The 21,239-nt window shown below is 70.3% G+C and carries 21 protein-coding genes; 12 read left to right on the top strand and 9 right to left on the bottom strand.

Annotation, left to right across the window (positions count from 1 at the left end):
* Positions 1-254 precede the first annotated feature (254 nt).
* On the bottom strand, positions 255-1,211 hold the full coding sequence (locus Aco04nite_RS28215) for a Dyp-type peroxidase (protein WP_244876359.1): 957 nt from the start codon (positions 1,209-1,211) through the stop codon (positions 255-257).
* A gap of 69 nt (positions 1,212-1,280) precedes the next feature.
* Between Aco04nite_RS28215 and Aco04nite_RS28220 the strand changes: the two genes are divergently transcribed.
* The gene (locus Aco04nite_RS28220) at positions 1,281-2,111 is read left to right on the top strand and encodes an SDR family NAD(P)-dependent oxidoreductase (RefSeq protein WP_213000295.1); all 831 of its coding nucleotides are present in this window, start codon (positions 1,281-1,283) and stop codon (positions 2,109-2,111) included.
* Between the two features lie 50 nt (positions 2,112-2,161).
* On the opposite strand, the gene Aco04nite_RS28225 is transcribed toward Aco04nite_RS28220, so the two are convergent.
* Positions 2,162-2,887 (bottom strand): hypothetical protein, encoded by a 726-nt coding sequence (locus Aco04nite_RS28225; RefSeq protein ID WP_213000296.1) that lies wholly within the window; start codon positions 2,885-2,887, stop codon positions 2,162-2,164.
* A gap of 2 nt (positions 2,888-2,889) precedes the next feature.
* A complete protein-coding gene (locus Aco04nite_RS28230; protein ID WP_213000297.1) occupies positions 2,890-3,417 on the bottom strand; it encodes a SigE family RNA polymerase sigma factor in 528 nt (175 codons plus the stop codon).
* A 96-nt stretch (positions 3,418-3,513) separates the two neighbouring features.
* On the opposite strand from Aco04nite_RS28230, the gene Aco04nite_RS28235 reads away from it, so the two are divergent.
* From Aco04nite_RS28235 to Aco04nite_RS28255, 5 genes are all read left to right on the top strand, one after another.
* Entirely contained in the window at positions 3,514-3,984 is a 471-nt protein-coding gene (locus tag Aco04nite_RS28235) for a SigE family RNA polymerase sigma factor (protein WP_213000298.1), read from the top strand.
* Positions 3,981-5,096 carry a hypothetical protein gene (locus Aco04nite_RS28240; protein ID WP_213000299.1) on the top strand — a complete coding sequence of 372 codons (1,116 nt, stop codon included), beginning with the start codon at positions 3,981-3,983 and terminating at the stop codon, positions 5,094-5,096. Before Aco04nite_RS28235 ends, Aco04nite_RS28240 begins: the two co-directional genes overlap by 4 nt.
* An 8-nt stretch (positions 5,097-5,104) precedes the next feature.
* A complete protein-coding gene (locus tag Aco04nite_RS28245; protein WP_213000300.1) occupies positions 5,105-6,013 on the top strand; it encodes a hypothetical protein in 909 nt (302 codons plus the stop codon).
* A gap of 40 nt (positions 6,014-6,053) precedes the next feature.
* Positions 6,054-7,379, top strand: coding sequence for an NAD(P)/FAD-dependent oxidoreductase (locus tag Aco04nite_RS28250; RefSeq protein ID WP_213000301.1), 1,326 nt, complete (start codon positions 6,054-6,056; stop codon positions 7,377-7,379).
* Between the two features lie 98 nt (positions 7,380-7,477).
* On the top strand, positions 7,478-8,974 hold the full coding sequence (locus tag Aco04nite_RS28255; RefSeq protein WP_213000302.1) for an MFS transporter: 1,497 nt from the start codon (positions 7,478-7,480) through the stop codon (positions 8,972-8,974).
* A 54-nt stretch (positions 8,975-9,028) separates the two neighbouring features.
* On the opposite strand, the gene Aco04nite_RS28260 is transcribed toward Aco04nite_RS28255, so the two are convergent.
* From Aco04nite_RS28260 to Aco04nite_RS28275, 4 genes are read right to left on the bottom strand one after another with little or no spacing between them, the layout of a single operon-like run.
* Positions 9,029-9,397 (bottom strand): VOC family protein, encoded by a 369-nt coding sequence (locus Aco04nite_RS28260; protein WP_213000303.1) that lies wholly within the window; start codon positions 9,395-9,397, stop codon positions 9,029-9,031.
* 30 nt (positions 9,398-9,427) lie between these two features.
* Positions 9,428-9,634 (bottom strand): 4-oxalocrotonate tautomerase family protein, encoded by a 207-nt coding sequence (locus Aco04nite_RS28265; protein ID WP_213000304.1) that lies wholly within the window; start codon positions 9,632-9,634, stop codon positions 9,428-9,430.
* An 11-nt stretch (positions 9,635-9,645) separates the two neighbouring features.
* Entirely contained in the window at positions 9,646-10,512 is an 867-nt protein-coding gene (locus Aco04nite_RS28270) for an SDR family oxidoreductase (RefSeq protein ID WP_213000305.1), read from the bottom strand.
* Positions 10,512-11,246: an SDR family oxidoreductase gene (locus Aco04nite_RS28275; protein ID WP_213000306.1), complete on the bottom strand. Its 735-nt coding sequence runs from the start codon at positions 11,244-11,246 to the stop codon at positions 10,512-10,514. Before Aco04nite_RS28275 ends, Aco04nite_RS28270 begins: the two co-directional genes overlap by 1 nt.
* A gap of 90 nt (positions 11,247-11,336) precedes the next feature.
* On the opposite strand from Aco04nite_RS28275, the gene Aco04nite_RS28280 reads away from it, so the two are divergent.
* From Aco04nite_RS28280 to Aco04nite_RS28305, 6 genes are all read left to right on the top strand, one after another.
* Positions 11,337-12,098 carry a TetR/AcrR family transcriptional regulator gene (locus Aco04nite_RS28280; RefSeq protein WP_213000307.1) on the top strand — a complete coding sequence of 254 codons (762 nt, stop codon included), beginning with the start codon at positions 11,337-11,339 and terminating at the stop codon, positions 12,096-12,098.
* Between the two features lie 39 nt (positions 12,099-12,137).
* Positions 12,138-13,451: a hemolysin family protein gene (locus Aco04nite_RS28285; protein ID WP_213000308.1), complete on the top strand. Its 1,314-nt coding sequence runs from the start codon at positions 12,138-12,140 to the stop codon at positions 13,449-13,451.
* A 10-nt stretch (positions 13,452-13,461) separates the two neighbouring features.
* Entirely contained in the window at positions 13,462-14,502 is a 1,041-nt protein-coding gene (locus tag Aco04nite_RS28290; protein WP_213000309.1) for a sporulation protein, read from the top strand.
* Positions 14,503-14,546: 44 nt separating this feature from the next.
* Positions 14,547-15,521 (top strand): hypothetical protein, encoded by a 975-nt coding sequence (locus Aco04nite_RS28295; protein WP_213000310.1) that lies wholly within the window; start codon positions 14,547-14,549, stop codon positions 15,519-15,521.
* A gap of 87 nt (positions 15,522-15,608) precedes the next feature.
* The gene (locus Aco04nite_RS28300; RefSeq protein ID WP_213000311.1) at positions 15,609-16,577 is read left to right on the top strand and encodes an ATP-binding cassette domain-containing protein; all 969 of its coding nucleotides are present in this window, start codon (positions 15,609-15,611) and stop codon (positions 16,575-16,577) included.
* Positions 16,577-17,368: an ABC transporter permease gene (locus Aco04nite_RS28305; protein WP_213000312.1), complete on the top strand. Its 792-nt coding sequence runs from the start codon at positions 16,577-16,579 to the stop codon at positions 17,366-17,368. Before Aco04nite_RS28300 ends, Aco04nite_RS28305 begins: the two co-directional genes overlap by 1 nt.
* Here Aco04nite_RS28305 and Aco04nite_RS28310 read toward each other — a convergent pair.
* Both Aco04nite_RS28310 and Aco04nite_RS28315 read right to left on the bottom strand, forming a co-directional pair.
* Positions 17,343-20,468, bottom strand: a complete 3,126-nt coding sequence (locus tag Aco04nite_RS28310; RefSeq protein ID WP_213000313.1) for an ATP-binding protein — start codon at positions 20,466-20,468, stop codon at positions 17,343-17,345. The two genes, Aco04nite_RS28305 and Aco04nite_RS28310, sit on opposite strands and share 26 nt — an antisense overlap.
* A gap of 3 nt (positions 20,469-20,471) precedes the next feature.
* Positions 20,472-21,224, bottom strand: a complete 753-nt coding sequence (locus Aco04nite_RS28315) for a TetR/AcrR family transcriptional regulator C-terminal domain-containing protein (RefSeq protein ID WP_213000378.1) — start codon at positions 21,222-21,224, stop codon at positions 20,472-20,474.
* Positions 21,225-21,239 lie beyond the last annotated feature (15 nt).

The raw sequence follows: 21,239 nt of genomic DNA on the forward strand, positions 1-21,239 counted from the left end.
GACGCCCTGCCCAGGGCCCGGGGCGATGCCGTGGTCGGGGGTGTGGTCGGCGGTGACTGAGACCGGGCGGGTGCCGATCGGATGGGCGTCGAGCACGACGGGCTCTGTTGGGGTGGGAGCCCAGAGCCCGTCGTGGGGGCGTTCGTTGACGGTCATCGCAGCGCATCTCCTCGGTGATCAGCCAGATCTACCGAGAAGAGTGCGCATTGTGCCTGTGCGCCTGCTGTGCCACGAATAGGTGCAGCGTGTGCTTTTCAGGGCGAGTCTGGGAGATCGTCCAGGAAGTCGCCGGTGGGGGCGAAGAACAGGCTGCCGGTCAGCGCGGTGGAGAAGTCGAGGATGCGGTCGTAGGTGCCGTAGGGATCGCCGAGGAACATGCGGCGGAGCATCAGCTCGGGGACGTCGGGTGTGGCTGCGTACGCGATGTAGTAGGTGCCGTATTCGCCCTTGCCGAGCTCTCCGAACGGCATGTTGTCGCGCAGGATCTTGAGTTCGTTGCCGTCCTTGTCCTCGACGACGTTGAGCTTGACGTGCGAGTTGGCGGCCTTCTGCTCGTCCGGGATCTCGATGTTGTCGAGTTTGGTGCGGCCGATCGCCGCCTCCTGCTCCTCGACGGTCAGTTTGTTCCAGGCGGACATGTCGTGCACGTACTTCTGCACCATGACGTAGCTGCCGCCGGAGAAGTCCGGGTCGTCGTCGCCGACCAGGACGGCCTTCTCCGCCGTCACGCCGGCCGGGTTCTCGGTGCCGTCGACAAAGCCGAGCAGGTCGCGCTCGTCGAAGTATTTGAAGCCGTGCGTCTCGTCGACGACGTCCGCCGCGCCCGCCAGCCGTCCGACGATCTTGGCGGCCATCTCGAAGCAGACGTCCATCTGCCCGGCCCGCAGGTGGAAGAGCAGGTCGCCCGGGGTCGAGGGCGCGGTGTGCGCCGGGCCCTTCCACTGGCGGAACGGGTGCAGCTGCGCGGGGCGCGGCCCGGTGAAGAGGCGGTCCCACAGCTGCGAGCCGATGCCGGTCACGCAGGAGAGCTGCGCGGCGGGCACGCGGAACCCGACGGAACGCTGCAGGGCGCTGAGGTCTCCGAGCAGGTCGCGGACGACCCCCTCGCCACCTTCCCGGAGCGTCGCGACCAGGAAGATCGCGGCGTCGGTGAGCGGGGCGAGCACCGCTTGCGAGGTAACGGTCGGTCCCACTGATCGAGGTGCGGTCACAGGGACAACCTAAGGCGTACGACGGCGATAATCAGGGCACGTGGTTGTAATCACGACGAGGGGACGATCATGGACCGTTTCGTTTTCGCCGGGCGTACGTGTGTCATCACCGGCGCCGCGAGTGGCATAGGCGCGGCACTCGCCCTCCACCTGGCCCGTCGCGAAGCGTTGCTCTTCCTCGTCGACCGCGACGCGGGCGGCCTGGCGCGGGTCGCCGCCCAGGCCAAGGCGGCCGGCGCGCGGGACGTGGCCACCGAGGTCGTCGATCTCGCGGACGGCGGCGACCGGCTGGACCTGGCGGCCGCCGTCGAAGCCCGGTTCGGCGGGACGGATCTGCTGATCAACAACGCGGGTGTGACGCTGAGCGGTTCCTTCGAGCAGGTCTCGATGGACGACTACGACTGGCTCATGGAGATCAACCTGCGCGCGGTGGTGCGTACGACAAAGGCGTTTCTGCCTCAGCTCCTGGCCCGGCCGGGTGCCCATCTGGTGAACCTGTCGAGCCTGTTCGGGCTGGTGGCGCCGCCGCGGCAGGTGGCCTATGCGACGAGCAAGTTCGCCGTGCGTGGCTTCTCGGAGGCGTTGCGCCACGAGCTCGCCGGGCGGCAGGTCGGCGTGACGGTGGTGCACCCGGGCGGCGTACGGACAAATATCGCCACCAGTGCCCGGCTCAGCGGTCCCGACCTCGACGGGCAGCAGGCCGCGGCGGCCAAGGCGTTCAGCGAGAAGGCGCTGACCATGCCCCCGGAGGAGGCGGCCCGGCAGATCGTAGCGGCGGTCGAGTCCCGCAAACCGCGGCTCGTCATCAGCAAGGAGGCCAAGGCGGGTGACCTCTTGGCCCGGCTCATCCCCGGCCATTACTGGAACGTCATCGCCCGTGTGCTGCCAAAGGGCCTGTAAACGCACCGAACCGGCTCGGCATCTGCCGGTCCGGTTGGGTGGGGTACAGCCTATTTCTTGATGATTCCCTCGGCGGCGGCGGTCTTGTTGATGGCCTCCTGGTGGACGTGCAGGCCGGCGCCGAGGGCGAGGACCTGGTCACGGCTCAGCGGAACGTCGACCTGGATCGTGGCGTAGACCTCCGGGGCGACCGCCATGAGCAGCTGCTGCGTCGTGCCGATGGTGTGCAGAACCGCCTGGTAGTCGCCGACGGTGAGCTTCTCGCCGCTCAGCTCGCCGCGGTAGTCCTTCCGCTCCAGGTAGACGCCGATCTTGCCGGTGAGCACCCGCGGGTCGTACATCGGTTCCGTCGACGGGTTGACGTCGGGGCCGGGGTTCTTGAACCGGTCGGGTGCGATGGTCAGGCCGGTGAAATCGTCGTTCTGGACGAAGTAGCCGTCCGGCACCTTGTCGATCGTGAAGTCCTTCGGCTGCGGTCCCCGGTAGTCGACCAGCGTGAGACCGCCCGGTGCGACTTCCGTCGCCGCGGAACTACCTGTGGGTGCCTGGGCCACGGCCGGCGCCCGGTTGGGGACCCCGTCGGTGCCGGGGGTGCCGCCCACGAAGGCGACGGCGGCGACGATCGCGGCGACGGCGAACGCGGAACCGGCGGTGGCCTGGACCGTACGGCGACGGCGCACCGCACTGCGGCCGCGGCCCAGATCGGCGGCGATGTCCTCGGCCGACGCGGATTCGACCGGGCCGCCGAAGCGCTCGAGCCTGCTGTGCAGATCCATGATCAGTTCACTCCTTGCAAGGTGGTTGTGGTGAGGATGGCGCGCAGCTTGTCCAGCGCCCGCGCCGTCTGGCTCTTGACCGTGCCGGGGGATACGCCCAGCGCCGCGGCGGTCTGCGCGACGTCGAGCTCGTGGAAGAACCGGAAGACGATCGCCGCGCGCATCTTCGGCGGCAACTGCCGCAACGCGGTGGCGAGCTCCGGGTCGAGCAGCTCCGCCGGTCCCCCGCCGGCCTGGTCGGGTGGCTCCGGGACGCTGCGCTCGAACCGCCGCCAGATCCGCTTGCGCTCGTCGACCAGGGCATTGACGAGCACCCGCCGCACGTACCCTTCCGGGTTGTCCGCCCGCCGGAACGCCGACCACGAGACATACAGCTTGGTCAGCGCCGTCTGGACGAGGTCCTCGGCCAGATGCGCGTCGCCCGCGGTCAGCAGCCGCGCGGTATGCAGGAGTCGCCCCCGCCGCTCGGCCACGAATTCGTGGAACTGCCGGTCACGCTCGCTCTCGCCCGGCCCTCTGTTTGGTCTCACACCCTCAATGACCGCCTCCGGCCGCCGAGGGTTGCACGCAATGAAAACTCTTCGTGCGCGGCACAGCAGATCGCTCCCGTAGAGCGTTACGGGCACATGCGGTTCGAAGAGTTCATGGCGGCGCGGCTGCCCGCGCTGCTGCGGTACGCGACAGCGCTCAGCGGCAACCGCGCTGAGGCTGATGACGTGGTGCAGGAGGCGCTCACCCGGGCCCTGGTGCGGTGGGGGCGGATCGGGAGGCTCGAGGAGCCGTACGCGTACGTGCGCACCATGGTCACCAACGAGTTCCTGTCCCGTCAACGGCGCCGCCGGTTCTGGCTGGTCCCCCTGGACCGCCACGACCGGGCCGAACCACCACCACCTCAGGGCGGCGGCGATCTGTGGTCGCGGCTCGAGACGCTGCCCCGCCAGCAACGGGTCGTGCTGGTGCTGCGGTTCTACGAGGGGCTGAGCGACGACGAGATCGCCGAGGTGCTCGGCTGCCGCGGCGGGACGGTCCGCGGATATGCCAGCCGGGCGCTGGCCACACTGCGCGTCGAGCTTGCGAACGAAGGGGTGCTGTCATGACGACGACCGACGATCTGCTGCGCTCCATCGAGGAGATGGCGGCGACCGCCTCGGACGGGGCCGGGATGGCCGAGCGGGTGCAGGCCGGCGCGCGGCGGGTGCGACGCCGGCGACGGATCGGTGCAGCTGCTGCGGTGGCCTGCCTGGTGCTGATCGGAGCATTGGTCCCGGCCGCGGTGGTCAGGCTGCGTGCCGACGATCCACTGCCCGCTTCGAGTACGCCCACCAGGGCACCCGGCCAGCTGACCGTACGCGGGGCCGCCGGGTCGCCGTACACCTGGTATCGCGGCACCGATGGAGCCCTGCAGTGGATGACGCCGTTCCGCAAGGGCGGGGACGAGGGGGCCGAGGTCCGCGTCTACGACCCGGGCACGTACGACGCCCGCAAGCTGAAGAAGGGCGAGCGCGTCACCGTCGGGGACCACCAGGCGTACTGGGGCACGGCAGGCGTCGACGTCCACCTCAGCGGCGGCGGGAACTGGGCCGGCACGAAGGAAGGGGTACAGCTGCTCCCAACCGTCGGCTGGCAGGACAAGTCGGGCGTCTGGGTCACCGTCATCGACGCCGAACCGAGCCAGCCCCGCCACCAACCGGTCAAGAACCTGCTGATGGACGTCGCCAAGTATGTGGAGATCGGCCCGGCCGAGGACCTCAAGGTCCCGGTGCACTTCCCCGCCATCCCCGGAAACCGGAAAATGACCTTCGCGGACGTCGACGAGCTGCCCAACACCAGCGGCACCTACCAGGCCGACCTGGGCTTCGGCGGCGACCGTACGCCGACGGTCGACCTCTATCACCCCAGCTACATGAGCATCGACACGCCGCTCCAGATCAAGGTCATGACGCTGGGTGCGAGCTGGAACGAGATGACCTACGACCCGGTCAACACGACCATCGCGGGCCGCCCGGCGCGTTACTTCGAGGGGAAAGCCCAGAGCGTCATGGTCCCGAAGGGTGGCAGCTCGCTGCTCGTCGAGGTCGGCACCTGCGGCATCCTGGTCCAGGTCAGCGATCGCAGGGCCATCCCCCGCTCTGCCCTGGACGCGATGTTCAAGGGTGCCACGTTCGACAGGTGCGATTCCCTCACCACGTGGACCAGGCTCGCTCCATAGGATGCGGCGTGGGCTATTGGGGGACGATCGTGGTGGCCCGGCCGGCCGGGCTGCTTGTTGAGCAGGCCGGTGTGGACGGTTTCGGGTACGAGCACCGGTGGCTGCGGGAGCTCGGCGACGGCTGGCAGATGCTGGAGACGACGGGGTTCGACGATCCGCCGGACCTGTGTGCGCCCGCCGGGGCGGTGGCGGCGTCGACCGGGCAGCCTGTCTTCGCCGCGTACGTCAGTGACAGCGACTGTGCGGTGATGTGCTCGGCGGTGCCGGGAGCGGTAGCGGCGCTGACCCATCTGTGGGACGTCGGTGGGCCGTGCGGGTCGTACCGGCATCAGCCGCGGCACCTGCCGGAGCCGGCCGGCCGTGAGCTCGACGATGTCGTCGCGGAGCTGATCGGGTGGGCCGCGGTGGCAGGACTGCGGGCGGACGTCGCGGCGGTCCGGACCCTGCTGCTCAGCGACGGGCCCGCCGACGATCTGGTGTTCGGGCTGGTGAAGGCGTTCGGCGCGGCCGGCATCGGGCGGACCCTGCCATGGTCGTTCGATCCGATGGCCGGGCCGTTCCGATTGGTGACCGGCACCTGGGGCCTGCCCGAGAAGGCGCGCACCGAGGCGAACTGGCGGCGCACTCCGGAGCAACCGTGGGAGGCGGCCTCGCTGGTGCTGGCGCGGGAGATCTGGGCTTCGCTCTACACCGCGTCGCCCGACGTCGCGGGGCTGGCGCGGCGGGCAGTCGCGGTGCAGGCCGAATACTGCGCGATCCATGATCCCGACGAGGAAGCGGAAGCGTTCGAGTCGTACTTCGCCGGGCTGGCGGACGGGAGCCTGCCGCCGGAGAACCCCGAGTGGTCCGGGCGGGAGTGGGCGGATTCACGGGCCACCGGGGGTGTTTCGACGGCGTCCGGTGGGCAACGCTCGTAGGGGCGGCGCCCGCCCGGCGCCCGGGACGGAAGGATCGCCGATGGCTCGTCCGCGGATCGTCATCGTCGGGGCCGGGTTCGCCGGCTTCGAGGCCGCTCGTACGCTCGCGAGACAGTCGCGCGGGGCGGCCGACATCGTCATCATCAACCCGACGGACTACTTCCTCTACCTGCCCCTTCTTCCCGAGGTGGCGGCCGGGATCCTGGAGCCACGGCGGGTTTCCGTGTCGATCACCGGGGCGCTGCCCGGCGTGAAGCTGGTGCTCGGGGAGGTCGACGGGTTCGACTTCGACGCGCGCACCGTCTCCTATGTCGACCCGGACGGCAGCAAGGGAACCATCGGCTATCACCGGCTCGTCATCGCGGCGGGCAGCGTCAACAAGCTCCTGCCCGTGCCCGGGGTGACCGAGTATGCGCACGGGTTCCGCGGCATTCCCGAGGCGCTCTTCCTGCGCGATCACATCATCCGGCAGATCGAGATGGCCGACACGGCCGAGGACCCTGCCGAACGGGAGGCCCGCACCACCTTCGTCGTGGTCGGGGCCGGTTACACGGGTACGGAGGTCGCCGCCCAGGGTGTCCTCTTCACCGAGGCGCTGACCCGGCACCGGCCGCAGCTCGCGGGGCGGGCGCGGTGGCTGCTCATCGACACCGCCGACAGGGTGCTGCCGTCGCTGGACGAGCGGCTCGCCCGGACCGCCGGGGAGGTGCTGGGCAGGCGCGGGGTCGAGGTGCTGCTCGGGACCTCGGTGAAGGAGGCGGGGGCCGAGGGCGTACATCTCAGCAATGGTGATTTTGTGCCGACGCGGTCGTTGATCTGGTGTGTCGGGGTGCGTCCCGATCCGCTCGTCGACAACCTCGGGCTGGAGGTCAAGCAGGGGCGGCTGGTCGTGGACGAGTTCCTCAACGTGCCCGGGCTGCCCGATGTGTACGCGATCGGCGACGCCGCCGCCGTGCCCGACCTGACGCGTCCCGGCGAGATCACCGGCATGACCGCGCAGCATGCGAGCAGGCAGGGCAGGACAGCCGCGCACAACATCGCCGCTTCGTACGGTAAGGGGCGGCGGCGGGCGTACAAGCATCATGATCTCGGCTTTGTAGTCGACCTCGGTGGGCTCGACTCGGCGGCGAACCCGGTTGGCGTACCCCTGAAGGGGTTCCCGGCAAAAGTCGTCACCCGCGGATATCACCTGATTTCCATGCCGGGCAATCGGGTGCGTGTCGCCGCGGACTGGTTGCTCGACGCCGTGCTCCCCCGCCAAGGGGTACAACTCGGACTTGTCTCCGCCACCGCCGTGCCGCTCGACAGCGCGCTGCCGCAGGGGCTGCCGGATACGGGTCAAACCCAGGAAAAGAGTGATTCCTGACGCAGCGGTATTCCCAGGTCAAGGCCTACGAACATCTGTACGATCGCGGTTTCGAGGGTCGGTGCACGACGGCCCGCAAACCGTCGAAAGGCACTGCCATGTCCGCAGCACCCGACACTCATCACGAGGCGGGGCCGGGGCTCTACCCGCGTCGATGGGCCGCACTCGGTGTCATCGCGATCTCGCAGCTGATGGTCGTCCTCGACGCCACCATCGTGAACATCGCACTGCCCAGCGCCCGCGCCGACCTCGGCATCAGCGAGGCCGACCAGCAGTGGGTGGTCACCGCCTACACGCTCGCGTTCGGCGGGCTGCTGCTGCTCGGCGGTCGCATCGCCGACTACTGGGGCCGCAAGCGCACCTTCATGGTCGGCGCGATCGGCTTCGCCGCGGCGTCCGCGATCGGTGGCCTCGCCACCGCCGGCCCGATGCTCTTCGGCGCCCGCGCGCTGCAGGGTGTCTTCGGTGCCCTGCTCGCGCCGGCCTCGCTGGCGCTGCTCACGGTGCTGTTCACCAATGCCAAGGAGCGGGCCAAGGCCTTCGCCGTCTACGGCGCGATCGCCGGTGGTGGTTCCGCGGTCGGCCTGCTGCTCGGTGGCGTGCTCACCGAGTATGCGAGCTGGCGCTGGTGCCTGTTGGTGAACATCCCGATCGCCCTGCTTGCGCTCGCCCTGGCGATCAAGTTCGTCCCGGAGAGCCGCGCCGACGGCGACACCACCTACGACATCCCGGGCGCGGTCATCGTCACGCTGGGTCTCGCCTCGCTGGTCTACGGCTTCACCGAGGCCGCCAAGGTGGGCAAGGGCTGGGACTCCGGCACGACCTGGGCCTTCATCGGCGCCGGCATCGTCCTGCTGATCCTGTTCGTGGTGGTGGAGACGCGCACGAAGAACCCCCTGCTCCCCCTGCGCATCGTGCTCGACCGCAACCGGGGCGGGGCCTACCTGACCTCGGTCCTGGTCGGCGCCGGCCTTTTCGGGGCGTTCCTGTTCCTCGCGCTCTACCTGCAGAACGTCCTCGGCTACACGCCGCTCAAGACGGGCTTCGCGTCCCTGCCGGTCACGCTCGGCGTGCTGATCGCGGCCACGGTCGCCTCCAACGCGCTGCCCCGGACGGGCCCCAAGCCCCTGATGATCCTCGGCCCGGTCCTGGCCGCGGCGGGCATGGTGATGCTCCGCTTCATCGACCTCGACACGTCGTTCTGGGCCCACCTGTTCCCGGCCCAGATCCTGCTGGGCCTCGGCCTCGGCTTCACGTTCGTGCCGCTCTCCAGCCTGGCCCTGGTCGGCGTCCCCGAGCACGACGCCGGTGCCGCCAGCGCCGCACTGAACGCCACCCAGCAGGTCGGCGGCTCCCTGGGCACCGCCCTGCTCAACACGATCGCCACCAGCGCGATCACCGCCTACCTGGTCGCGAACCCGCCGCAGAACCCCGCGGAGGGCCGCCGCGCCGGACTCCTGGCCCAGGCGGACGGCTACTCCCACGCGTTCACCTGGTCGGCCGCCCTGATCCTGCTGGCCGCCGTCGTGGCCGCCGTCTTCATCAAGGTCGGCAAGCAGGACCTTCCCACCCCCGAGGGTGCCCACATGGGCTGACCAGCCCCCGACGCAGCCCGGTCCTCCTTCAAGGAGGGCCGGGCTGCGTTCGTTCTAGTCGAGGCAGAACTCGTTGCCCTCGATGTCCTGCATGTTGAGGCACGACTCGTTGTCCTCATCGGCAAGCAGCAGTCGCCCCCGCGTCGCGCCCAGCGGGATCAGCCGTGCACACTCGGCCTCCAGCGCGGCCAGCCGCTCCGCACCCACGAGCCCGGTGCCGGCACGCACGTCGAGATGCACCCGGTTCTTGACGACCTTGCCCTCGGGAACCCGTTGGAAGTAGAGCCGCGGTCCCGCTCCGGTCGGATCGACGCACGCCGTCGAGCCCTGCGCGACGTACCCCAGCGCTTCGCACCAGAACTGAGCAACACGCTCGGGTTCTTCGCAATCGAACGTGATCTGGACCTGCCTGAGCGTTGCCATTGATCCACCATAGACACCGACCGGCGGGCCTCAGCTCCTGCCGAGCATCTCGGCGGTCAGGACGTCGCCACCGAGGCCCCAGCCGCCCTCGGTGACCTCCTCGACGAGGACCAGGGTCGTGGCGCGGGCGCGCTCACCGTAGACGTCGGCGTAGGCGTCGGTGACCGCGTCGATCAGCTTCTTCTTGGACTCCGGGGTGAGGGTGTCAGCGGGGACCTTGAGGTTGGCGAACGGCATGGTGATCTCCTTCAGAGTGCGGGGTTGGCGGACAGCAGGTCGGCGATGCCGGCCCGGTGGTAGAACTCCTGGCGGATCCGGTCGGCGACCGCCGAGACGACCTCGCTGCCGTCGCGGCTCGGGTCCACGTGGGTGCGGAACGGGCGGGCGTCGGAGGGCAACCCGATGACGCGGACGATCTCGTCGGCGACGCTCTGCGCCTCGCTGCCGGGCGGGATCAGCGCGGCGAGCCGATCGCTGAGCCCGGCCCGCAGCTCGCCGTAGCGTTCGTCGTACGCCTTGTCCCGCTCGGTGTCGGCAGGGGTGCCGGCATGCGCGAAGTGGTTGGTGCCGGAGGTGAACGCGCCGGGTACGACGATCGAGGTGTCGATGCCGAAGCGGATCAGCTCGCCTGCGTAGCTCTCCGCGAGCGCGTCCATCGCGGCCTTGGCGGCGAAGTAGGGCGCCAGGAACGGCGGGTGGCCGCCGCGGGTCGACGAGCTGCCGACCCAGACGAGCAGGCCGGAGCCCTGTGCCCGCAGGTGTGGCAGCACGGCCCGGTTGACCCGCTGGGTGCCGAGCACGTTGACGTCGTAGACCGCGGCGTATTCCTCGGGGCTGAACGCCTCCGCCGGGCCGAGGACCATGTGCCCGGCGTTGTGCACGACCACGTCGATGCGACCGTGGCGGTCGAGGACGGCGGCGACGGCGGCGTCCACCGACTCCTGGGACTGCACGTCGAGTTCCACCGCCCGGCCGTCCAGCGCCGCGGCGGCGGGTGCGTTGCGGCCGGTGACGTCGCGCATTCCGGCGGCGACCTGGTGGCCCGCGGTGGTCAGGGACTCGGCGGTGAGCCGGCCGAAGCCGCTCGACGCGCCGGTGATCAGGACGACGGCCATCAGATGATCCCGCCGTTGGCGCGAACGGTCTGGCCGTTGACCCAGTGGCCGTCGGGGCCGGTGAGGAAGGCGACGACACCGGCGATGTCGTCGGGGGTGCCGAGCCGTTCGAGTGGCGGCTGCTTGGCCAGCTGGTCGATCTGGGCGTCGGTCTTGCCGTCGAGGAACAGGTCGGTGGCGGTCGGGCCGGGGGCCACGGTGTTGACGGTGATGTCGCGGCCGCGCAGCTCGCGGGCGAGGATCAGGGTCAGCGCCTCGACCGCGCCCTTGCTGGCCGCGTATCCGCCGTAGGTCGGGAACTGCAGGCCGACCACCGACGTGGAGACGGTGACGACGGCGCCACCGTTGCGCAGGCGGCGGGCGGACTCGCGGGCCACCACGAAGGTGCCGCGGATGTTCGTGCGGTGCATCCGGTCGAGGTCGGCGAGGTCCAGGTCGGCGATGGTCGACAGCGCCATCCGGCCGGCCGAGTTCACCACCACGTCCACGCCGCCGAAGGTCTCCTGCGCAGCGTCGAACATCGCGGCGACCGCCTTCTCGTCCGCGACGTCCGCCTGCGCGGCGATCGCCCGGCCACCGGCCGCGGTGATCTCGTCGACAACCTCCGCGGCAGCGTCCGCGCCGCCCGCGTATCCGACGACCACGGCCGTGCCCTGCGCCGCCAGCTTCGTGGCGATCGCACGCCCGATGCCCCGCGAACCGCCGGTGACGATGGCTACCCGTTGCTCGTTCATCGTGACTCCATATCGGTGTTATTAACGTTGATATGACGACGGTAGCACGACCGCCATAGCGCCGCTACAGGTTTGGCGTAGCATTGATTCATGACGACGATCACCCCCGACCTGCGCGCCGCGATGATCGCCGCAGCCGATCAGCAGCTCGTGGTCTCCAAGGACGGCGACATCGCCACCCGGGCGGTCTGCGAGGCGGTCGGCGTCACCCAGCCCGTGCTCTACCGGCTCTTCGGCGACAAGAACGGCCTGCTGGACGCGCTCGCCGACGACGGGCTGCGCCGATACGCCGAGCAGAAGGCCCGGATGCCGCAGACCGGTGACCCGGTGGCAGATCTGCGGGCGGGCTGGGACGACCACATGGCGTTCGCCCGCGACAACCCGGCGCTCTACCAGCTGATGTTCGCCCCGCGCCCGCGCTCACACGCGCAGGCGCGCGGCAAGATCATGGAGCTGCTGGAGGCCAACCTGCTGCGCTGCTCGGCGGTCGGTGCACTGCGGATCGCGCCGCCGCTCGCCGCCCAGCTGATCCTTCCGGCGAATGTCGGGCTCGCACTCAGCCTGATCGCGCAGCCCTCGCTCTTCGCCGACCCCGGCCTCTCGCACCGCATGCGTGACGCGGTGTTCGCCTCGGTGCTGTCCTCTTCACCGAGGCAGCCGTCCTCTTCACCCGGGCAGCTGTCCTCTTCACCCGGACAGCCGTCCTCTTCACCAAGGCGGGAGGACGACTCGCAGGTGAAGCCGGTGGCGATGCAGTTGCGGTCCCAGCTCGCGATCTCCGGCACCGACGCTCTGGAACCGGTCGAGACCGCGTTGCTCGACCGCTGGCTCGAACGCCTCACACAGTCCTGAGCGGGTGTCCGCTCATCGCCGGGTGGGTATGTGCCGGGGATGGGTGGATATACAGGGCAGATCGCGCTCGTCGTAGTGCTGGTTCTGCTCAACGCGGTCTTCGCCGGCAGCGAGATGGCGCTGGTCTCGTTGCGCGAGAGCCAGCTGCAACGGCTCGAACGCGAGACCAAGACCGGGGCCACGCTGGCCAAACTCGCCCGTGACCCCAACCGGTTCCTGGCCACGATCCAGATCGGCATCACCCTCGCCGGCTTCCTGGCCTCGGCGGCCGCGGCCGTATCGCTCGCCAAGCCGCTGATCGAACCGCTCGGCTTCCTCGGCGCGCTCGCCTCGCCCGCCGCGATCTTCCTCGTCACCATGGTGCTGACGTTCTTCACCCTGGTGGTCGGCGAGCTCGCCCCGAAACGCATCGCCATGCAGCGGACCGAGGGCTGGGCGCTGGCCGTGGCCCGGCCGCTCGACGTGCTCGCCACCATCACCCGGCCCGCGGTGTGGCTGCTCGGTAAGGCCGGGGACGCCGTGGTGCGGCTGGCCGGCGGCGACCCGAACGCCGGCCGCGACGAGGTCACCACCGAGGAGATCCGCGAGATCGTCGCCGGGCAGGAGGACTTCTCCGCCGAGCAGCGCACGATCATCAGTGGTGCCTTCGAGATCGACGACCGGACGCTGCGGGAGATCTTCGTCCCGCGGCGTGACGTGTTCATGCTCCCCGCGGTGCTGCGCGCGGACGACGCACTCAAGCGGATGGTCGAGGCCGGTCACTCCCGAGCGCCGGTGACCGGGCCGCTGGGGCTCGACGATGTGCTCGGCGTGGTGCATCTGCGGGATCTGGTGGGGGCGGAGGGGCCCGTCATCGCGTACGTGTATGAACCGCTCTTCCTGCCTGGGACCGTGAAGATCGCGGGCGCGATGCGCGAGATGAGGCTGCAGCGCCAACAGCTCGCGCTCGTGGTGGACGAGCACGGCACGGTCGGCGGGATCGTCACGATGGAGGACCTCGTCGAGGAGGTCGTCGGCGAGATCTACGACGAGACCGACGCCGACGTGCGCGGCGTGATCCACGAACCGGACGGCGCGATGCTGCTGCCCGGGACGTTCCCGATCCACGACCTGTCGGACATCGGCGTCGACACCGAGGGCCTCAGCACCGGATACACCACAGTGGCCGGTCTCATGTTGTCGCTACTCGGACACATTCCCGAACAGCCCGGCGAGACGGTCACTCTGGACGGGCACCTCGCCGAGATCACCGAGGTCACGGGCCGGGCCATCACAGGGGTACGGCTCCGCGCACTCTCAGCAACCACTCAGCCGGACTTGTTAGCTTCTGCCCGACCTGACAGTCCTGTGTAGGGGGAAGTTCGTGGGTTTCAAGAAGATGCTGGGCGCCTTCGGTGTGGGCGGACCGAGTGTCGACACCGTGCTGACCGACATGAACACGCGGCCCGGTGCGCCCCTGGTGGGGCACGTGAACCTGGTCGGCGGCAACCATGACGTCGACATCGAGCACATCACGCTGGGTCTGGTCACCCGCGTCGAGGTCGAGGGTGGTGGCGGCGACTACGCCGCGAACGGCGAATTCCACCGCGTCGGGGTCAGCGGCCCGATGCGACTCGCCGAGGGTCAGCGCCTCTCGCTGCCGTTCCAGATCGTGATGCCGTGGGAAACCCCGATCACCGCGGTCTACGGCCAGCACCTGCACGGCATGACCATGGGCGTACGCACCGAGGTGTCCATCGCCAAAGCCGTCGACAAGGGTGACCTCGACGCCGTCGCCGTGCACCCGCTGCCGGTCCAGGAGCGCATCCTCGACGCCTTCGCCCGGCTCGGCTTCCGGTTCAAGCACGCCGACCTCGAATACGGCCAGATCAGCGGCGTCCACCAGACCCTGCCGTTCTACCAGGAGATCGAATACTTCCCGGCCCCGCAGTACGCGCAGGGCATCAACGAGGTCGAGCTGACCTTCGTCACCAACCCGCAGACCGTCGAGGTCATCCTCGAGTTCGACAAGCGCGGCGGCATGTTCAGCGGCGGCCACGACTCCTACGGCCGCTACACCGTCCCCCACGGCGACGCCGACTCGGCCGACTGGGCCCAGGTCGTCGACGGCTGGGTCAGCCAGGCCCTCAACCAGTACCGCAGCTTCGCCCCCGGCCACGGATTCGCCGGCGGCCAGCCCGGTTACGGCCAGCCCGGTTATGGGCAGCCGGCCTACGGCGGTCACGGCGGCGGCTACGGCCATGGCGGCGGGCACGGCGGTTATGGCCACGGCGGCGGTCATGGCGGCTCGGGTATGGGTGGTGTCGTCGCAGGCGTGGCCGGCGGCATGGCGGCCGGCTACCTCGCGGGCGAGGTCATGGACGAGGTCTTCGACGATGACGAAGGCGGCGGCGACGAGGAGTGATCGAAACCCCCTGCGGACATGATCCGCAGGGGGTTTCGCGTTACATGAACATTCGGTGGCGCGCGCAGCAGATCAGCTTGTGCGGGCGTTACTCGCACATGCGCTTCAAGGAATTCATGGCTCGACGCCGTTTCTGGATCACCGTAGTCGCCGGCCTCGCCCTGATCGGGGTCGTGTTCTCGGCGGCGGTGGTCCGGGTGCGGGCTGACGCCGCACCTCCCGCTTCGAGCAGCACGCACCCTCGCGGGCCGGGCCAGCTGACGGTGCGTGCAGCCGCCGATTCGCCGTACACATGGAATCGCGGCACCACCGGCTCCCTGCAGTGGATGCAACCGGACGGCCAGGCGGCCTGCTGTGCCGAGGTTCGCGTCTACGATCCCGGCACCTACGACAGCCAGGCTCTGGAAAGCGGCGAACGGATCACTGTCGCGGGCCATCAGGCGTACTCGGCCACGACGGACGTCAAGAACCTGTCCGGCGCAGCCGACCGGGTTTCGAAGATGCCGACGGTGGGCTGGCAGGACAAGTCGGGTGAGTGGGTCACCGTCGTGAACATCGACTCGGTCTCGGCCCGGAAGAATCCCGGCACGGACCTGCTGACCGGGATCGCAAAATATGTGGAGATCGGGGCACCGGCCGACGTCGAGGTGCCGATGCACTTCCCGGCCGTCCCCGGAGCTCTGCCGTTGAAGTACGTGAACGTCGGCGACGGCACGGCCACGCTCGGGTTCGGCGGCGACGCGACGCGGACGCCCTGGCCGCTGCAGGTTCAGGCGTCGGCGAAGGGTTCGCCGGACATGGCCCCGTCGTTGCGCGGAGCGCCGAACACGACGGTGGCGGGGCGCCCGGCGTACTACTTCGAGAAAAGTGGCAGCATGCGCGTGCCGGCGGGCGGCAGCGGGTTGGCCGTCGAGATCGACACATGTGCCGTCCAGGTCACCGTCGCGGACCGGACGGAGATCACCCGGGACGACCTGGAGAAGATGTTCGAGGGCGCGACGTTCGACAGGTGCGACTGACCTGAGCGGCACCGGTGTGGCCGGGGTGTCAGGCCGTGTCGGTGGAATGTCGGTGGCGTGTCAGCGGGTGGGTGCAGGCTCATTGGCATGACATCGGAGCTGATTATCGAGGCCGTTGGGCTTCAGAAGCATTTTGGGGCGACAAAGGCGCTACAGGGCGTCGATCTCGCGGTGCGGCGTGGCACGGTGCTGGGTGTTCTCGGGCCCAACGGCGCCGGTAAGACCACCGCCGTCCGGATTCTTTCGACGCTGCTGACGCCGGATGCGGGCAGGGCGACGATCGCCGGGTACGACGTGGTGCGCGACGCCGAGAAGGTGCGCCAGAAGATCGGGCTGACCGGGCAGTACGCGTCCGTGGACGAGGATCTCACCGGGCGGCAGAACCTCGAGCTGTTCGGGACGCTCCTGGAGCTGGGGCGGGCGGGGTCGCGCAAGCGGGCCACCGAGCTGCTCGAGTGGTTCGACCTGTCCGACGCGGCGAACCGGGTGGCGAAGACGTATTCCGGTGGCATGCGGCGACGGCTCGACCTGGCCGCGAGCCTGGTCGGGTCGCCTGACGTGATCTTCCTGGACGAGCCGACGACCGGGCTGGACCCGAGCAAGCGCGAGGACATGTGGGACGTGGTCCGGCAGCTCGTCGCGAACGGGTCGACCGTGCTGCTCACCACGCAGTACCTGGAGGAGGCCGACGCACTGGCCGACGAGATCACCGTGATCGACCACGGCCGGGTGATCGCCCATGACACCCCCGAGGGGCTGAAGCGGGTGGTCGGTGGGCTGACGCTGGAGGTGCGGCCCGCCGAGCCCGGTGACCTGCCACGGGCGGCGGAGATCCTCACCAAGGTCTCGTCGGGGACGAAGGCCGATGAGATCCGCCGCGGTGTGCTGGCCGTGCCGGTCGCCGACGACTCGGCGATGACGGAGGCCGTCTCCTGGCTCGCCGCCGCGAAGATCCCGGTGACCGAGCTCTCGCTGCACCTGCCCAGCCTGGACGAGGTGTTCTTCACCCTCACGGGCCCCAAGAGCAACACCAAGAAGGAAGAGGTGGCGGTCTGATGGTCTCGCTCGCCATTGCCCCCGGCCCACGGCCGCTCCGGCTCGTGCGGCACTCGTTCGCCCTGGCGAAACGCAGTCTGATCAAGACGTGGCGTACGCCCGAAGCCCTCATCGACGTGACCCTGCAGCCCGTGCTGTTCCTGGTCCTGTTCGTGTACATCTTCGGCGGCGCGATCAGCGGCAACACTCATGACTACCTGCAGTTCCTGCTCCCCGGCATCCTGGCGCAGACGATCGCGACGGGGTGCATCTCGATCGGGGTCAACCTGAACACGGACATGGAGAAGGGCATCTTCGACCGGTTCCGATCGTTGCCGATTCCCCGGGCGGCGCCGCTGCTGGGCGCGGTTCTCGGTGACATCGTGCGCTATGTGATCGTCACCGCGGTGACGATCGGGTTCGGTTACATCCTCGGCTTCCGGGTCACCACGAACTTCTTCGAGGCGCTCGCCGGGTGTGCGCTGGCGGTGCTGTTCGCCCTGTGCCTGAGCTGGATGCCGGTGTTCGTGGGCATGAAGGTGCGTACGCCCGGCGCGGTCCAGGGCATGATGTTCGCTCTGATCCTGCCGCTGAGCTTCGCGTCCAGCGTGTTCGTCTCGCCGACGACCCTGCCGGGCTGGATGCAGGCGTTCGTCAAGGTGAACCCGTTGACCCACCTCGTGGGTGCGATGCGGGGGCTGTTCCTGGGCACACCGATCGGCAATCACATCTGGTGGACGCTCGCTTGGTGCGCGGGGTTCGTGGTGGTGTTCATGCCGTTGGCGCTCAGGGCGTACCGGAAGAAGGTCTGACCAGATCTGTCATGAGCTCGCGAATGCGGCCGGAGACGTTGTCCGGCCTGGTGTCCCGGCGGTGGTCCTCGTTCTCGAGGGCCGCCGCCAGCCGCATCGTCTCCCCCGGCGGGAAGAGGCTCGTGATGTTGGCCCCGCTCCGCATGCCCAGTGACCACAGCTCGCGTGCAGTCCGCTCGTCGCCGTTGTGCGCCGCGAGGACGGCCCCGCCGACGGACCACGCCCCGATCATCTGGGCGTCGTGCGAGGCGAACGCCTCCTCCTGGGTCAGGGCCAGCAGGGATTTCGCGGTGGTGGCCGCGCCCGGCGTGGGATGAACGGCCGTGACCGAGAGGTAGAGGACCGCGGCTGCGATCCGCAGGCCGACCGACTGCTCGGGCAGGGGCCCCCGGGTGTCGTGACTCGGCTCCACCCGGGTGATGGCGTCGGCGTAGCGCAGCACCTCACCCCAGCTGTGGTGCTGCCAGGCGAGGTGGGCGAGCCCGAGATAGGCCTGTGCCTCGTCCCAGGCCTCGGCCAGCCCGGACGACGCGATGTCCCGCAACCGCTGCTCGGCGTCGGCGTCGCCGCCCAGTGCCAGCTGGGCGTCGAGCACCACCCGCAGCGACCGGGCGTCCTGGGCCGCGCCGACAAGGTCCATGTTGTGCACGCCGCGGGCCAGCCACTCGACCGAGCGACCGGCGTCACGGGTGAGCACCGAGTTGCCCACCACCTGCGCTGCCATCGCCATGCCCCAGTGATCGCCGACCGCCTCGAAGTCGGCGTACGCCGCTTCGGCGTTCACCAGTCCCTCCGCGAGCAGGCCGGAATTCTCCTGGAACGCGGCCCGGGCGAAGAGGCCGAGCGCTCGTACGTAGCGGTCGTCGCTCGCGATCATCCGTTCCACGCCGGCCCGGCTCTGCGGGGACTCGAAATTGTGGAACATGGGCAGCACGTCGGCCAGCGCGGTGTTGCGGGCGGACACCTCGGCCGCCCGGGTGGCCATCAGTGCGCGCAGGACCCGTGCCGACAGCGCCGCGAGCCGTGGTGGCCCGGTGATGCCGGAGTTGATGGTGATCAGCAGGCAGACCCAGGCGAGCCGGTCGGCGTCGGGCAGCGGGTCGGCGTCGAGGATGCGCCGGCGGTTCGCGGGTTCGTCGATGTGCAGCATGATCCGGCCCAGCGCCGACACCTCGAGGTGCAGCCCGCGGACCGTCCACAGGTGCAGGACCGCAGCGGCGACGTCGACCATGGCCGCGGTGTCGTCGTGGGCCATCGTCCAGCGCAGCGCGCCGGCGAGGTTTTCCAGCTCGCGGGACGCGGTGGCGAACGCGTCGAGCTGGTGCGGCCCGATGAACCGCCCGGCCAGTTCGACCGAGACCGTCCGGGCCCACGCCACCAGCCCGTCCATCGCCGGGTTGCGGTCGCCGAGCCGGGCCTCGCCGTATTCGCGGACCGTCTCCAGCATCCGGTAACGCGGCGGCCCGCCGTCCCCGTCCTCCAGCACCAGCAGGGACTGCTCGACGAGGGCGGCGAGGCCACGGCGTACGTCGGGGCGCCCGGCAACGGACGCGGCCGTCGCCGCGGTGAAGGATGCGGGGATCACGGCGAGGCGCTGCATCAGCTCCTGGTCGGCGGGAGCCAGCAGCTCGCGGCTCCAGTCGACCATCGCCCACAGGCTCGCGTGCCGTTCCGGCAACCCGCGCAGCGCGTCGTCCAGCAATGCGAACCGGTCGCCCAGGCCGGACAGGACGTCGTCGATCGGCATGTATCGCAGGCGGGCCGCGGCGAGCTCCAGCGCGAGCGGCAGATTGTCGAGCCGGTGACAGAGCCGCAGGGCCCGCTCGTCGTCCCAGGTGGGCACCGCGCCCCCGGCCCGCGCGCGGCGTTGGAGCAGGTCGAGGGCCTGCTCGTCGGGGAGTGCCGCGAGCCGGTGCACGATCTCCCCGGCGAGGCCCAGCGGCGCCCGGCTGGTGGCCAGCACCGCGACCTCCGGAGCGGCGGCGATCAGGTCGGCGACCACGGTCGCGGCCGCGTTGAGCACGTGCTCACAGTTGTCGAAGACGATCAGCCCGTCGAGGTCCGGGGCGACCGCGCGCAGCCGTTCCGGCGGGGTCAGGACCCGGCGTTCCAGGGTGATGGTCGAGGTCGTGTCCGCCCCGCCCAGAGCGGCGAGCACGGCCGGAAGAACCTCTCCGGGGGTACGCACACCGGCCAGCTCGATGACCCGGACAGCCCCCTCGGCCCGCCTCGACACCTCGGCCGCCAGCCGGGTCTTGCCCGCGCCCCCGGTCGCCACCACGGTCACGAGCGGGGCTTCGGCGAGCCCCTCGACAACGGCCGCGAGGTCGCGTTCGCGCCCGACCAGCGTGGTGCCGGACCGTCGCCACGACGCGGGCAGGGCTGTCGTCCTCGGCTTGAGTCTCGTCACGGGTGCCGGGGTCAGCTCGCCGCGCAACAGCGCGAGGTGCACCTCCGTGATGGCCTGCGAGGGATCGGTGCCGTACCGGTCGGCCAGCTCGGCACGCAGCCGCTCGACGACCTCGAGCGCCTCGGCGTCGCGGCTCTGCGCGGCCAGCACCCGCACCAGCAGGGCGGCGGCGGGCTCGTCGGGCGGTGTCCGCACGACCAGCCGGCGCAGATCATCCTCGTCGGGTGCCCCCGCTCCGGCCAGCGCGGCCTGCGCACGCACGGCGGCGATCTCACTGAAGAGTCGTGCCACCCCGGCGTCCACCAGGTCGGGAACCGGCGGAAACAAGGCCCGCGCCTCGTCGGCGTCCTTGCGCGCGGCCGCCGGATCTCCGTCGTTCAGCGCGGCGCGGGCCCGATCGGCGAGCGTCCGGGCCGCGACGACGTCGGTCTCGACCTGGTCGGCAGGCACCCGGTAACCACCGGCAACAGCGTTGACCGGCACGCCCAGACGACGCACCCGCGACACGAGAGCCTGCACAGCCCCGGCGGCGTCATCGGGCGGATCGCCGTGCCAGACGGCCTCGGCGAGCGCCCCGGCGGAAACGGGCCGCCCCCGCGCCCCGACCAGCTCGCGCACCACGACGGCCAGCCGCTCGCCCCGCACCGGCTGCCCGTCGACGGCCAACGGCCCGAGCGTCGTGATCCGCACCCGTCAAGTATGTCGGGGCAGGACCAGAGCCACGCCGTCGAGGACGCGCCCGAGTCCGAACTCATAGACATGCTCGGGTTCGTACGCGCTGCCGTGCGCCTCCCCCGCCGCTGCCCCGACCCTGCTGGCCAGCGGAAACGCGTCGGGATCGACCAGCCGGCCGAGCACCGGCCCAGCGGCGGCCCACCACTGCTCGTCGGTCATCGCGGTGGCTTCCCGGACGACGCGGGCCTCATGCTCGGTGCGGGCGGCGGCGTGCACGAACAGCAGCAGGTAGGTCAGGCAGTCGTCCATCTGCACATCGGTCAGCCCGAGGCCGTCGAGAGCGGCCAGCTCATGCTCGTACTTGCCGAGCGCACCGGGCCCGAGCGCCGGCCGCTGCGTGGAGACGGCGATGGTCCACGGGTGGTCGCGGAACAGCGTGCGGTTGTCCGCGGCCACCGCCGTCAGCTTCTCTCGCCACGGCCGTCCCGCGGTGCCGGTCCGGGGCATCCGGGCGTACGCCGAATCGATCATGAGGTCGAGCAGTTCGGCCTTGCCGGGGACGTGGGTGTAGAGGGTCATCGGCGAGGTGTCCAGTGCCTGCGCGACCCGCCGGATCGACAGCACCGCGAGCCCCTCGGCATCGGCCACGGCGATCGCGGCGTCGACAACCTGGTCCAGGCTCAGCCCCCGCCGCGGCCCCCGCCGGGGAATCGCCGCCTCGTCACGCCAGAGCAGCGCGAGCGTACGCGCGGGGTCGCCGCCATTCGTCATCTCCGTGGGCACGGA

The sequence above is a fragment of the Winogradskya consettensis genome, assembly GCF_018332715.1.
Classification (GTDB): Bacteria; Actinomycetota; Actinomycetes; order Mycobacteriales; family Micromonosporaceae; genus Actinoplanes; species Actinoplanes consettensis.